Consider the following 14,342-nt stretch of genomic DNA (forward strand, 5'->3'; position numbering starts at 1 on the left):
TACCGATTTCCACTTTATTATTCCGCGGGTGAAGCGCCTCTATCCACGGAGGGAATGTTCTACCAAGGCGGTGGAATCATTGGGTTCGTTACATTTTTTCCAGACACGACACTACCCGCACGATTTAGCTGCCAGACTCTTACACTCATATAACATAAGACACCAAACAAACTGGCAATCAGCAAAATATGAGCCAAAGCGGCAAATATGTACAATCTTTCATTATCTAGGGTGTAAACCACAGCCGCCCCACTAAACACCTGCATCAAGCATAACAGCACTGCAGCTACACCTAGCGCTCTAAGCTCTGGATAATCCTTATGTTTCCAAAATGCTAAATGCCCAAGCAGCGCAGTAAGCATGAATAAGAGCAAAGCCGCAATCCGATGCGTAAAAACAACACCTACACCTCCGGAAAGCTCCGGAACCCATTCTCCATTACAAAGCGGCCAACCCGAACACCCGCCCTGTGAATCCGTATGACTTACAAAGGCTCCAATATACACGACAATATAAGAATAGATGGCAGTAAAACAAGTTAAATTGCGAAAAGCCTTACTTACGGGCTTCTTTTGAGCCTCCAACGTATGATCATATTCGCGCGATTCATGCCATCTCTTGGTTCCAAGAGCCAACATCATAGCGCTCGAAAAGGCGATCAAAGAAAAACCCATATGCAGCGCCATTACAGCAGCGGATTGGGATTTAATTACTGCAAGCGCTCCCATACCACCTTGAACGATGACGAATAATAAAGTCATAAATGCATAGCCCAGCAAATCGCGCCGAGTACGGGCATAACGCCAAAAAGCAAACATCGAGGCAAGTGAGAATAACCCTGCCAAACCGCTAAACAAGCGATGGGTGTATTCAATCATCGAGCCTATAGTATAAGCCGGAATTAATTTCCCATGACAGAGCGGCCATTCATTTCCGCATTCCAAGCCCGATCCAGTCTTCGTCACTACCGCTCCTCCGAGTACAGCGAGGAACATGATAAGGCAAGTAAGATAACTAAGCCATTTCAACTGATTTGTCGTCAAAAATATCACCCGCAGTTTTTAGTAATGAAGAAGCAGCCAGACTTATATTTCAAAAAACCACCGCTTTTGCACAAACAGGCGAAAGCGGTGGTTCCTTAGGAATTACTTTTGAAGGCTTTGATGCACTTGGACCGCTTTATCAAGGAAATTTTCAATCTCTTCACGGGATTTGCGCAATTTATTAACGAATCTAACCAATTCCCGTCCATCCGAATATGCGACGAAGCTTGGAATACCCATAATATTTTGTTCTTGGCTAACATCGCCCACGGCATCAACATCTACCTCAACCAGTGTAAGGCGATCTGCATAAGCCTGCTCTACCTCTGGGATAAAAGGATCGATAAATTTGCAATCCGAGCACCAGTCAGCCTTGAAGATGGCCACTGTTAATCGAGGTGATTGAATGGCTACCTGAAATTCAGCAGGAGAACTAATTTTGTCCATGATTTACTCAGTCCCTTCTTCAATATCTGTCTATTTTCTACTCTTTAAGTGAAGCAAAATGCAGGGTAGAAGTCAAACCTATTCTCTCATACGAACACGTGCAGGCTGTAACTTCATCAGCGGATTCAATAATTTTTGCAGCGCCCGCGGATAACTGGAGATTTCCTGTTTAGTCAGCACGCCCAGCACAATAAGCAGTACTAGATAAATAACAACAACTGCTGCTCCTACAACAAGACAAGTGATCAGAAACGCCAAACGTGCCGGCATCAGATCTGTTAACAGAATCCCAGCCTCATTCAAGCCATAACCAATCCCGCCGGACACAAGTACCGCAATCGCGAAACCGCCCCAACGTTTGCCCATAATTTCAAAAGGCACGATCGATTTCAGCATGCGTAAGTTAAGCAAAGTAATGACCACGAAACAAAGTGCTGTTGCACCGATGATTCCGTAGATGCCAAATACCTTACTAAGTAATAAGCTCGCCACTAATTTTACAATAATACCCGCTAACACATAATACATGGAAATTCGCGATTTGCCCATACCTAACAAAATAGAGTTCGTTGTCATCATCGTAATCTGAAAGATCGTTCCTAAAGTAAGCATGGCTACGATACCACTGCCATCTAAACTGGCGAACAATAATCCATTTACAGAATAAGCAGCTGCTACAAGCGCCAATACAATCGGCATCCCTGTCAAAATAGAAATCCGCAGAGCAAGCGTTATCTGCTTTTTCAAATGCCCCTCATCACGGCGGGCATAGGCAGCCGAAATGATCGGAATCAATGAAGTTCCAAGTGCGATAGATAGAACAGGTGGAATGCCCGCTACACTCTGAGCACGATTGGATAAAATACCTAGCGCTGAAGTGGCACTATCCCTACCTATCTGATCAATCAATAATCGTACCGTAAGAGAAGTGTCAATTACATTCACAACCGGAATCGTAAGGGAAGACAGCACAATGGGAATAGACAGTGTAAAAATATCCTTGTAGATACCCCAAATCGGTAATTTTTGAGCAGTATCATAATTCAATCCTAATTGCTTGTCCTCACGGCGAAGTTTGACTGCAAAATAAATCATTACGCCAAACGCCGCAATACTACCGATCACGCTACCAAAGGATGCTCCCGCAGCAATTGTAGTGTTGCTATAACCTTGATGTAATAAAATATAAGCCAGCAAAATAGCGGTCAGTACGCGAGCGAATTGCTCCACGATCTGAGAAATCCCACCTGCCATCATATTGTTGCGGCCTTGAAAATATCCACGCATCATCGCTATTGCCGGAAAAAGAAGCAGGGCAGGCGCAATAGCTTTTATCGCCATCGCCGATTCAGGGACATCAGCAATATGAGTTGCATAAAATGGAGCCCCTATGTACAGCAAGACAGTCATAAACACCCCTGCTGCCACTGAAAACAGCAGTGCAGCATGATACACTTGTCTCGCCTCTTCAGGACGATTCAAGGCGTATCGTTCAGAGACCATTTTGCTGAGTGTACTTGGAATCCCAGCGGTGGCTACGGTTAGAAGCATTAAATAGATATTGTTAGAAACTCCGAACGATGCTCTCCCCACACCGTCAAAGATATGGTCCAGCGGCACACGCTGGACAAGCCCGAGTACCCTTGCCACCAAAGCTGCAGCAGCAAGGATAAGCGTGCCTTTAACAAAAGACTCTTTCTTGGACAAACTCTTTCCCCTTCTTCACTGTTAAATTAAAACCGGGCGACCCATATAAAAAAGAGGACGACCATAATTACCTGCAACACGATTTTGACCAAGGTGCTGCTAAATAAGCCGAGTATGGAGCCAACACTTACCTTAGCAGCTTTAGAAGGTGAAGATCCCACGATCAATTCTCCAATAAAAGCCCCTAGAAATGGTCCAATGATAAGACCAAAAGCCGGGATAACAAAAGGTCCCAAGATCAGCCCGATCGTGCTCCCGATAATCGATGAACGTGAGCCGCCAAATTTTTTGACACCCCACGCTCCTACAACATAATCAGCAACAAAAAGAACTACAACAATCAGTGTTTGAATAATCCAGAACCAAACCCCAAAGGGCTCAAAAGAAAAGAACCAGCCGTATACAAAAAAGGCAAGATAGATCGCTAACGCACCCGGCAGTATGGGATATACAGCCCCTGCCAATCCTACAGCAAACAAAACAATGATAAGAATCCAACCCAGGATCGTCAATTCCTTAACCTCCTACTAGCATAATGCTCCATGGATTCACTTCGCAGTACTGCTTTTATTATTTGCTGCCTACAGAGGCTGCAGCTTCGGTAAAGATATACTTTTGGATGACCTCGGCAATCCCGTCTTGATTATTGGTCGCCACCACAACATCAGCCTCTTGTTTAACCGTCTTTTGCGCGTTGCCCATGGCAACCCCAAGTCCAGCCTGCTGGATCGCCGCCAGATCGTTAAGGCTGTCGCCCACAGCTACAACTTGCGACATTTCTATTCCCAGCAGCTTGCAGACTTCCTTTATTCCTGCTGCCTTATTCACGCCTAGAGGATTAATCTCCAGATTGTGCGGAGAAGAGTTCGTAATCTCCAGTCCACCCATATCTTGAAGACGAAGCAACAGCTTATGGCGAAGCTCATCATCTTCAGTGTGATAACCGAACTTAAGCCATTCTCTACCCGTTACATCCCCATCCCAGTTATCCTGTTTGAGAACTTCGTCCAGAGAATAAGCCCAGAACCAGATGTCATCTGCTTTTGCAAGATCATACATTTCTTGTACCAGCTTGGGATACATTAGCGATCTCCGGTATATTTCATGTGGCGCTCTCCACACCTCACTGCCGTTCACAGTGATCATCGGTGTCTCTAAACCTAGCTGCTCTGCATAGGGTAAGGCACTTACAAATGCCCGGCCTGTCGACAGACAGACATGAACGCCTGCGTTGACCGCCTTTTGAATCCATTCCACCGTTGTGGGTGTAATTATCTGTTCATCATTCAGTAGGGTTCCATCCATATCCAATGCAAGCAGGCGGTATTTGGCAATCATTTGCCACCCCTCCATTCTTGTATGCTCTCTATTGAGAAGCTGTTTATTTTTTTAAATCTTAGCCATAGGGTCAGAGTTACTCGGTACCTGTAGTCTCTCCCTCCTTCGCATTATCATTAGTATTATTGCCAGACTGGAGACTTTTCTTTGGAACTCCATCAAGCCCATATTCCCAATCATAGGCATCAAATATTTTACGTGCGACTGGTGCCGCACTTTGTGAACCAAAGCCACCTTCAGGGATTACAACCGCCACAGCCAACTTAGGATTATTACGTGGAGCATATGCAATAAATACCCCATTATCGCGAATTTCACCCTTAGCTACTTGCTGAGAGGTTCCCGTCTTACGTGCAAAGTCATAAGGGAAATCAGAAAAAGCACTAACTTCACTTCGCATCCCCTGCTTAATTTCATTCCAGTAGGACTTATCGAAGTTTGTTACTTCATCAAGCACCTCACGTTTAAACTCTTTGATTATATTTCCATCTGCGTCAGTAATCTTGCTAACCAGTTGAGGTTTAATCCGCTGTCCTTCATTAGCAAGTGTAGTAACATACTGTGCAAGCTGCATTACTGTATAACTTCCTTGTTGTCCGAAAGAGGCATAGACCAGTGCGGACTGCGCACTACCAGCAGCTTCTATATTGGTATAGTTTCTTTGACCCAAGAATTCATTAGGCAGGTCAATTCCCGTAGATACACCAAGGCCGAACTCTTTCATATAGACATCCCAGATGTCTATCCCCTTGCTTTTATATTTGTCATACAATCTTTTACCGACCATATCGACCATAAATGCATTCGAGGATTTCTCAATGGCTCTAGCAGGATCCAAAGAACCATATACGTGGTTAGAAGAGTTTCTTACCTTCGTTTCATGCCCAGACTTACCAAAAGTCGCAAAACCTTTATCCTGATAATAAGAAGAAGTTGAAAACAACCCTTCATTCAGACCCACGAGTACACTCAAAGGTTTAATCGTTGAACCTAGAAGCAGTACAGATCTTAGTCCGTTCCCTGAGGTTCCCGAAGAAATAGGAGTGATCGTTCCGTTCTGATAATTATCCATAATACTGTTCCAGACATCTGAAGACAAAGAACCTGATGTCCAAACATTCGTATCATAATCAGGCATACTCGCCATAGCGACAATATTACCAGTATCTACTTCCATCGCTACTGCATATCCCGTTAAAGCATTCGGATGCGTTCTGCCTTGTACGGTATTAGAGTGCAACCATTTGAGCTGATCTGTTATCGCCTGTTCTGTCTTCATCTGAACATTCTTATTAATCGTTGTCCAGATGTCATTTCCTTTGACAGGCGGAACGACACGCTCAATTTTCTCCGCCATATTCTGTGGATTGACGGAAATTTCCTGATATCCGTTTTGCCCGCGAAGCTCACGCTGATATTTCAGCTCCAGCCCATCGAATCCAACAAATTCATCATCCTTATACGTTAGCCCTGGCTCCGGATTGTTTTTCATAGCACTAAGAATGTTTTTATAAATATTAAGACTGTTCGCGGATTTGAAGGGTTTGATATATCCAATCGTCTGTACAGCAACCGTATCTTTATCGTAATGACGAATGCTCTCCTCGACAATCTCAAGCCCCGGATATTCTCCTTTATGTTCCATGAAATAAGCTACTTCTTCAGTAGTCAGATCAGCCTTAATTCGCCGTGCCATAAAGCCAAGTGATTTACGAAAATATAAATCCAACGCATCAATTACATCTTTCTCCGTCATCTTCTCTGCATTTGGATCACCATATTTATTGAAATCAGCTACCAGCTTGGCTGCCAAGGCATCAGACTTGACCTTAGCCTCTGGGGTCAGCGTTGTTTTACCGGTGTCTTTATCTGTTTCCTTAGCCGTATACTCTTTATTGAGTGTGATATACAGCGATTGAACAGGAGTGGAATAAGCTAGCTTCTCACCGCCTGCAGCGTATATAACCCCTCTCATGGAAGCTAACGGTACATTTTTAGTATCTCTACTCGTCTCTACCTCAGTTAAAGTTGGACCTTCCACGAATTGCAGAACAGCTAGTCGGATGATGATTACGCAAAATATAACGAACGTGCTAAAGAAAAACACGTTGAGTCGCAGGCCGATGGAACTTTTGCTGCTGGTCTCGTCAGGAGGTGAGGCCTGCTTACGGAAAAAACTCACAGTTTGTCTCTCCTTTTTCTCTAATTTAAGCTTATTGTTCTTGAACGGGATCTGCCACAGGAGGAATATTCTTCTTTGGAACCCCATCCAGCCCATATTCCCAATCATAAGCATCAAAAATCTTACGGGCAACCGGAGCTGCACTATTTGAGCCAAAGCCGCCCTCCGGAATCACAACCGCTACAGCCAGCTTCGGATTCTCACGTGGAGCAAAGGCAATAAAAACCCCGTTATCACGGTTTATATTTTTTCTGTCCGTTTTTTCAGAGGTTCCTGTCTTACGGGCAAAATCATAAGGAAAATCGTCAAAAGCACTAACTTTACTGCTCATTCCCTGTTTGATTTCTCTCCAGAACGATTTATCAAAGGTTACTTTATTAAGCACTTCTTTTTTAAATTCCTTAACCACCTTACCTTGCGCATCCGTAATCTTACTTATAAGCTGTGGTTTAATTCGCACACCTTCATTTGCAAGTGTAGTAGCATACTGGGCAAGCTGTAACGTAGTATAACTGCCTTGCTGGCCAAAAGATGCGTAGACGAGCGCGGCCTGCGAGCTCCCTGCAGCCTTGAAATCTGTATAGTTAATCTGACCTGGTGATTCACCGGGAAGACCACTTTGTGTTGACACACCCAGTCCGAACTTTTTCATATATTGGTCCCAGACCTCTACGCCTTTATCCCCCAGGTATTTCTTATAAAGTTGCTTTCCGACCATATCCACCATAAATACGTTAGAGGATTGCTTGATAGCATCAGCCGGATACAGTTTTCCATAGACGTGACCTGATGAATTTCTAACCGATGATTTATCATCCTTACCGAAATAGGTAATCCCCACATCTGGATAGGTGCTCGAGGTGCTAAAAAAACCTTCATTTAGACCAATTAATACACTTAACGGTTTGATGGTCGATCCCATGAATACAAGAGAGCTAAAATCATGACCCGATCTCCCGGAAGAATTCGAGGTAATTGTACCATTCAGATGATTGTTCATAATTTTATTCCAGACGGATGTAGGCAACGAGTCCTTTGTCCATACATTCGAATCGTAATCCGGCATACTCGCCATAGCGACAATATTACCAGTCTCTACTTCCATTGCTACTGCATAACCTGTTAAAGCATCTGGATGAGTTTCGCCTTGCACAGCATTGGTGTGCAGCCATTTAATCTGATCTAATATGGCCTGTTCAGTCTTCATCTGAACATTCTTATTAATAGTCATCCAAATGTTATTGCCTTTTACAGGGGGAACGGTCTGTTCTACCTTCTCCGCCATATTTTGAGGAGTGACCGAAATGACCTGATAACCATTTTCTCCGCGCAGTTCGCGTTGATACTGCATTTCCAGACCATCAAACCCCACATATTCTTCCGTTTTATACATAAGTCCCGGTGAAGAATTGTCTTTCATTGCACTACGAATATTTTTGTACATCGCTATGTCTTCGGTTGATTTAAAAGGTTTGCCAAAACCCACCGTCTGCACAGCTACCGTATCTTTATCGTAGTGGCGTATACTTTCTTCCACAATGGTAATACCTGGATATTCATCCTTATGTTCCATGAAATAAGCTATTTCTTCTGAAGTTAGCCCTGCTTTTATACGACGCGGTACATAACCTAGGTACTTTTTAAAGTCCAGATCAAGTAAATCCAGCACGTCCTGCTGCGTTAACTTAGGGGCATCTGCACTTCCATATTTCTCAAACTCCGCTACTAATCTTGCTGCAAGGTCATTGGACTTATTTTTCGCCTTTTCCGTTAGTGAGGTTTCACCCGTTACTTTATCAGTAGTTTTAGCTGTATATTCCTTATTTAGGGTAAGATAGAGCGACTCAACAGGTGTAGAATAGGCTATCTGCTCACCCCCGGCAGCAAAAATAATCCCTCGCATGGCTGCCAGCGGAACAAACTTCGTATCCCGTTTGATCTCTTCTTCTGTCAGCAAAGCTCCCTCAGTAAACTGCAAACCTGCAAGACGCACAATAATGATACAAAAAATAAAAAAAGTGCCAAAGAAAAACAGATTCAATCGCAGACCTACAGAATGTTTCGAAGATTTCCCGTCCGCAGGCGGGAGCTGCTTCCCAAAGCTCACCAGCTTTCTTCCCTTCTATATAAAAATAATGTCTGAATTGCCTTAGCCAGCGACATTGCTCCTATAATGAAGGTGATTTCTAAGAAGCTGATTGTGAGCATTGCACTCGCATTTGTGTTAGAGCGGTTGGTATGAGTTTATTGTACCACACGGAAGGAGTGCGGCGCCCTCACTCAGAGTGCGTTCTCCCTAATATGCGTATCGTCAAAATCCTTCGGATTAAACCAATCTCCACTGCTCGCCCAAGTGGGATCCAATGGAATCCAAGCTTGCCGGTCACTTATATAAACTTCATTCCAGGCATGTGCGCCATACCCGCCTCGACCATCATAGCCTTGACCCGTTACAACGCGCACCTGCAATCCTTGGGAGCGGGCCATTACAGCGTAAAGACGGGCATAATCAATACATACCCCTATACGTGTGTCGAAGGTATCCTGCGGGGTCTGTTCATGCCAAATTCTATTTTTTTCATAATTTTCCGCTTTGGCGTAATCATAAGTTACTCGTGTTCCTACCCAATCATACAGTAGTCTGGCTTTCTTCTCGTCTCCTTGCGCTTGTCCAATAATATCTTCAGCCGCACCCACAATATCTTGTGGAATGTCATGATCGATAACTTCATATTTTCTGCGCAGGATATCATTCATCTCAGCTGCAACGGTCTTCGTCAGAATAGGCAGCTTTTTCTGCACGGTATCCCCAACAAAGGGTTCAAATACAGCGGCAGCGCTTTGACTGTAGATCGGAGAAGATTCCACATAACGGCTAAATTGACTTTCTGGATTTAGGCCAACACAAATGAAAAGAGCGAGCACAATAATTAAACCACGAGTCAAGCCTATAATTAACCCTATGATAGCTCCACCCATACGGCTTACTTGCGTAATCTTTCTATCCTTAAATGCCTTGGTGCGCCGTAGCTGGTGGAACGGGAGCAGCATAGACAACAATCCCAGAAGCATGCGAATTAAGATATAAGAGAGCAGTAACAACAATAGAAACCGCACCAGCGGCGATTCCGCCAGCACAGACACAGCCGTATAATAAATTTGCTGCCACTGGGTCAGCTGTTTATCAGGCAGACTTATTCCTGCTGCCCAAGTCTGAACATGAGGATTGAGATACGCCGCAGCAGGAATGGCCAGCACCAAAGAAGCTATTGTAAACAGTCCTGTTCCCAGCAGACCGAATAATCTTCCGGTAGCACTTGAGAACCCTCTGCTCCAGCCTTGCAATAGTGAAAAGACTACTACCAGCAGGAGGGCGATGGAGATGATATTTGCATCACTCAGACTAGTCAACCAACCGTTTATCATATCCAATCTCCCCTTTCAGCCGCCCGCTTGCTTGTTTTTGATAATGATTTAAACTGAGGCCGTTTATTGATGTTTCCGAGCTTCCTCGATAAATGTTTGTGTGGTATCAGTAATACTCCACTTCCCAAGACTAACTCCGCGGAAAGTAACCTCTACCTTATCTTCACCAGTAGTACCTTTCACTTCAATATTCGGAGTTGTGATCGTAAATGTTCCGTCACCATTTGAAGTGTACTTCGCATCCTGCGCCTCTTTAAGCATGACCTCTTGTGCTTCCTTCTTCAGCGTGCTTACCGTTCCATCTGCCACCTTATTCACAGCGTTACCAATTTGGTCCATTGTCACACCACTATAGATGAATAGACCTACAACGATAATAATGACAATCGCCCATTTCAACATCGTTTTGACCAAATTAACAACCGCGAACAACAGAACAAGCGCAATAACAATAACTAACCAATTCTCTCTAATAAACTGTGACCACACCTCTGGATCCATCAACCTCACAACACCCCTATCGCCTAGTTTCGTCCTAAGGATTATCTCCTCCATAGACATGACGCCAATATTAATTATTATACATGAATGCCCATCATAATTCATGGTTCCACAGCCAGAGAAAGGTATACCTGCTTACAGGAATTAAAAAAGCGGTATAAGCCCTCTCTGTCCCACGTAAAGTACAAGTAGTTGCTTAAATTTGATCTTCTTAAAATACGCCTTCCTGCATTAACCTTTATTGTAGGTGGCTCTCGGAGGTGTTTCCCTGTGAAAACTGCGCTATGGCTGTACCTGTTTCTTTTTCTGGCGTTTTTTGATTTACATGCACAGTATCCTATTCTAACGCCCTTTGCCATCTCTCTTGGTGCGGGACCCGCCTTTATTGGCTGGATGATGGGCATGTATTCGTTGACCCATCTTCCTGGCAATTTGCTCGCAGGCGTACTCGTCGATCGTAATGGCAGCCGCCGCTACATCGTCTTTAGCCTTGTTACTGCGGGAGCCATTCTATTGCTGCAGGCTCACGCTCAGCTTCCGTGGCATTTGCTGATGCTACGAGCAGCAAGCGGGTTCGCGCTCGCCTTCCTCTCTCCGGCGTGCATGACCTTGCTGGCTTCATTATCATCTGATGCCACTGAGCAGGGGAAATATATGTCCGGACATGGTATCGTTCATACCTTAGCTTCAGTGGTATCCCCAGCAGCGGGTGCCTTTATCGTAGCTAAAGCTGGCTATTCCGGCACCTTCACCACATTGGGATGGCTGCTTATCGCTACAGGAATCATGGCTTTTTTCAGTGTACCGGCGCCTGCCCGGCGTTTAGTACGCCCTGTAAACTCAGCAGCACCTCCTTTAAAAAATCAGGATCTTCCTTCGGTCCCTATATCCGATCCCAATCCAGTTTCCAAACGTTATTATCTGCTGCCTTTTTTCGTTTCTTGTTCACAAGGGGTTCTGTTCTTTGAGCTTCCTCTATCTCAGACCGGAAGTAATAGCATTGTTTCCACAGGTATTCTTTTATCGCTCCTTAGCTTAGGGGCTTTGGTAACACTCAGTTTGTTCTTCCTGAACCGCTTTTCCCCAGGAGGAAGAATAGCCGTGGCCTTGCTAGGAATGGCCCTTTGTTTTTTTGCGCTCGCCTCACTTCACAGCATTCCCGCTTCCGTTATTCTCTTTATGCTGGGTGCAGCCAAAGGAATATTATTTCCTGCAATGGCTTCGCTCTTTATTAGTCTAGGTGGACCAGGACGTATGGGACGCACCTTCTCCATGCAGTCGATAGCCATGTCACTAGGTGCATTCGCAGGGCCTGTGGCCGCAGGACAACTAAGAGACGTTGTTTCGCCTTATTTCATTGCCTTTCTATTGCTGATGGTTGCACTATTACTGCTTCCGCCAAAAAATTCAGCCAAGCTGTCCACCTACTCTTCCAAATGGAATGGGCGGGCCGCATGATTTATTGTTTTTACGACATTTCCCGGGGAATGAAGATTTTCCTGTAGAAACAGTTGTTAAAACTGCTCCTCCTTCGGTAAACTATAATGAGTCTGAAAGTTCAGGCTTCATTTCCGGAGGTGATTGTCAGCAAATGTCCATTACGATTATTGTCGAAGGCAAAAACGATCGCAGCAGATTACGACGCGTGCTGGTACCGGAAGTCGAAATCCTCTGTACCTTTGGTACATTAAATACGCTCAAACTCGAGTCCCTGCGACAAAAAGTAGGAGATGGAGAAGTATATCTTTATATGGATAACGACAGTTCAGGCAAAAAAATACGCGGGATTCTCCGCGATGCCTTTCCCGATGCTGGTCACATCTATACGCGCCGAGGTTATGCCGGAGTGGAGGGCACTCCAGATGAATACAATATTAATCAGCTTGAAAAAGCGGGTCTGGAAGAGTTCATCATTTACCCTGAACCCATCCCTTTTTGATTCGCGATATATTGCCTAAGAAATTAAAAACGCCTTTTTCGTTATCCCTTCAATAAACGGGATTCGAAAAAGGCGTTTCTGTTATGCGGTTATGTTCTATTCACGAGCCAATTCATTCAGCCTATCGGCAAGAAATTCAGGCGTTACGTTATCCGTATCTCCTGCGTCATACAATGCACGGAGACGATTGTCCCGATCAACCAATGCTATGCGATTCGCATGTACGAAATTTTCTTTACTATTCCCTGCAATTAGTACTTTAAAAGAATCAGTTGCCAGTTTACGAATCACTTCCTGATCCCCCCGTAAGAAGTACCAACCCTTATAATCTGCCTGGAAACGGTCCGCAAAGGTCTTAATGGCTTCACGTGTATCATTCCCTGGATCAAAAGAAATGGAGACGAACGCCGTATCTTTTCCAAAGCTGCCCTCGTCGACCAGAATCTTCTGTGTCTGGGATAACAGGAACGTAGTTATAGGACATACATCCGGACATTGCGTAAAAAAAAAGTATACCAGCCGTGCCTTACCTTGTGTATCAGCCAGAGTAATCTGGTCTCCATCCACATTTTCAAGTGAAAAGTCCTGCACTTCTCCGATTACCGGCAGTTTTTCTTTTCCTAAATTCAAAGAATTAACTGCCAGATAACCAGCCATTACCAAAGCAAGCAATAGTAGAATCCAGGTCCATTTATAACGCTTAAAGGTCTGCACGGACAATAATACCCTCCCTCTTCTTAACCGTGAATCGTATTTAATACAAGTACGATCAAACTTACCGTTAGGTAGTTAATGGAGAAGAGGAAGTTCTTCTTCGCCCAGACTTCGTCATCTTTTGCTGCAAAGCCCATCAAGGTTATGATTAACCAAGCCAGGGACAGCGCTGTTGAAATCACCAGATAAAAAATGCCTGCATAATCGTAGGCGTACATTAACACTGGAATAGGCAGTAACAGTGCTACATAAGGAATCATTTGAAACTTCGTACGACGTGTTCCTTTGACTACAGGCAGCAGTGGGAAACCTGCGGCTCTATATTCTTCTTTACGTCTAATCCCGAGCGCCCAGAAATGGGGAGGTTGCCACAGAAACAACATCGCAAACATCAGCCAAGCCCCTAGATCAACTGTTCCCGTAACTGCAACGTAGCCAATTACCGGTGGCATAGCTCCAGAGATCGCACCTACTGAAGTGCTCCATGTTGATGTCCGTTTCAACCAAAGGGTGTATACTACAACGTAAACGAACATCCCTACAATCCCGAACAGACCGGCTAAAACTCCGGAAAAAGCAAACAGCACAATCAAACCCGCAATCCCAAGCCCAATAGCATACAGCAATACGGTTTTGGGTTTCAATCGTCCTGTAGGAAGCCCACGATCGCGCGTTCTTTCCATCTTCATATCCAGATCACGGTCGAAATAGTTATTAAAAACACAGGCCGAAGCCATAACCAGCATTGTACCGAGCAGAGTCAGAACTAATCTGCCGTATTGAACATCCCAACCTGAAGCCAGCCAATATCCTGCAAAGGCAGCGATGAGGTTAGATCGGATAATACCGGGTTTTGTTACGGTAATGAAATCACGCCAACTTGCACCTTCCGGTGGAGATTTTGCAGACATAGCTGCAGAATCGGAAGAAGCTTGAAATGTTATATGATTATCCACACCAAATGATCCTCCTTCTAAACAAACTTCTAACGTTCTAGCCGAAGCACTAAATAGACTTCGCTGTTAACTTTATCATATCAAACCCG

At 44.5% G+C, this 14,342-nt stretch carries 13 protein-coding genes; 2 read left to right on the forward strand and 11 right to left on the reverse strand.

Annotation, left to right across the window (positions count from 1 at the left end):
* Nucleotides 1-59: 59 nt before the first annotated feature.
* The 9 genes from MKX34_RS27300 to MKX34_RS27340 all read right to left on the reverse strand — a co-directional run bounded on the left by MKX34_RS27300 (nucleotide 60) and on the right by MKX34_RS27340 (nucleotide 10,644).
* A complete protein-coding gene (locus tag MKX34_RS27300) occupies nucleotides 60-1,043 on the reverse strand; it encodes a COX15/CtaA family protein (protein WP_076099376.1) in 984 nt (327 codons plus the stop codon).
* 102 nt (nucleotides 1,044-1,145) lie between these two features.
* Nucleotides 1,146-1,490 carry a thioredoxin family protein gene (locus MKX34_RS27305; protein ID WP_036685265.1) on the reverse strand — a complete coding sequence of 115 codons (345 nt, stop codon included), beginning with the start codon at nucleotides 1,488-1,490 and terminating at the stop codon, nucleotides 1,146-1,148.
* Between the two features lie 78 nt (nucleotides 1,491-1,568).
* Nucleotides 1,569-3,197: a polysaccharide biosynthesis protein gene (locus MKX34_RS27310; protein WP_076296372.1), complete on the reverse strand. Its 1,629-nt coding sequence runs from the start codon at nucleotides 3,195-3,197 to the stop codon at nucleotides 1,569-1,571.
* Between the two features lie 26 nt (nucleotides 3,198-3,223).
* The gene (locus tag MKX34_RS27315; RefSeq protein WP_038573189.1) at nucleotides 3,224-3,709 is read right to left on the reverse strand and encodes a DUF456 family protein; all 486 of its coding nucleotides are present in this window, start codon (nucleotides 3,707-3,709) and stop codon (nucleotides 3,224-3,226) included.
* A 58-nt stretch (nucleotides 3,710-3,767) separates the two neighbouring features.
* Entirely contained in the window at nucleotides 3,768-4,535 is a 768-nt protein-coding gene (locus MKX34_RS27320; RefSeq protein ID WP_076296371.1) for a Cof-type HAD-IIB family hydrolase, read from the reverse strand.
* 76 nt (nucleotides 4,536-4,611) lie between these two features.
* Entirely contained in the window at nucleotides 4,612-6,717 is a 2,106-nt protein-coding gene (locus MKX34_RS27325) for a penicillin-binding transpeptidase domain-containing protein (protein WP_036685271.1), read from the reverse strand.
* A gap of 31 nt (nucleotides 6,718-6,748) precedes the next feature.
* Nucleotides 6,749-8,824 carry a penicillin-binding protein 2 gene (locus tag MKX34_RS27330; RefSeq protein ID WP_254924579.1) on the reverse strand — a complete coding sequence of 692 codons (2,076 nt, stop codon included), beginning with the start codon at nucleotides 8,822-8,824 and terminating at the stop codon, nucleotides 6,749-6,751.
* Nucleotides 8,825-8,997: 173 nt separating this feature from the next.
* Nucleotides 8,998-10,143 carry a transglutaminase-like domain-containing protein gene (locus tag MKX34_RS27335; protein ID WP_076296369.1) on the reverse strand — a complete coding sequence of 382 codons (1,146 nt, stop codon included), beginning with the start codon at nucleotides 10,141-10,143 and terminating at the stop codon, nucleotides 8,998-9,000.
* Nucleotides 10,144-10,206: 63 nt separating this feature from the next.
* On the reverse strand, nucleotides 10,207-10,644 hold the full coding sequence (locus MKX34_RS27340; RefSeq protein WP_036685280.1) for a hypothetical protein: 438 nt from the start codon (nucleotides 10,642-10,644) through the stop codon (nucleotides 10,207-10,209).
* Between the two features lie 270 nt (nucleotides 10,645-10,914).
* Here MKX34_RS27340 and MKX34_RS27345 point away from each other — a divergent pair, with 270 nt between their 5' ends.
* Both MKX34_RS27345 and MKX34_RS27350 read left to right on the forward strand, forming a co-directional pair.
* On the forward strand, nucleotides 10,915-12,102 hold the full coding sequence (locus MKX34_RS27345; protein WP_038573195.1) for an MFS transporter: 1,188 nt from the start codon (nucleotides 10,915-10,917) through the stop codon (nucleotides 12,100-12,102).
* Nucleotides 12,103-12,235: 133 nt separating this feature from the next.
* Nucleotides 12,236-12,583: a DNA primase gene (locus MKX34_RS27350; protein ID WP_036685586.1), complete on the forward strand. Its 348-nt coding sequence runs from the start codon at nucleotides 12,236-12,238 to the stop codon at nucleotides 12,581-12,583.
* A 96-nt stretch (nucleotides 12,584-12,679) separates the two neighbouring features.
* Here MKX34_RS27350 and MKX34_RS27355 read toward each other — a convergent pair whose 3' ends face one another.
* Entirely contained in the window at nucleotides 12,680-13,297 is a 618-nt protein-coding gene (locus tag MKX34_RS27355) for an SCO family protein (RefSeq protein ID WP_038574827.1), read from the reverse strand.
* 23 nt (nucleotides 13,298-13,320) lie between these two features.
* Complete coding sequence (gene cyoE / locus MKX34_RS27360; protein WP_036685285.1) at nucleotides 13,321-14,253, reverse strand: heme o synthase; 933 nt, start codon at nucleotides 14,251-14,253, stop codon at nucleotides 13,321-13,323.
* Nucleotides 14,254-14,342 lie beyond the last annotated feature (89 nt).

It is taken from the genome of Paenibacillus sp. FSL R5-0636 (assembly GCF_037974255.1).
GTDB classification, from domain to species: domain Bacteria; phylum Bacillota; class Bacilli; order Paenibacillales; family Paenibacillaceae; genus Paenibacillus_AQ; species Paenibacillus_AQ odorifer.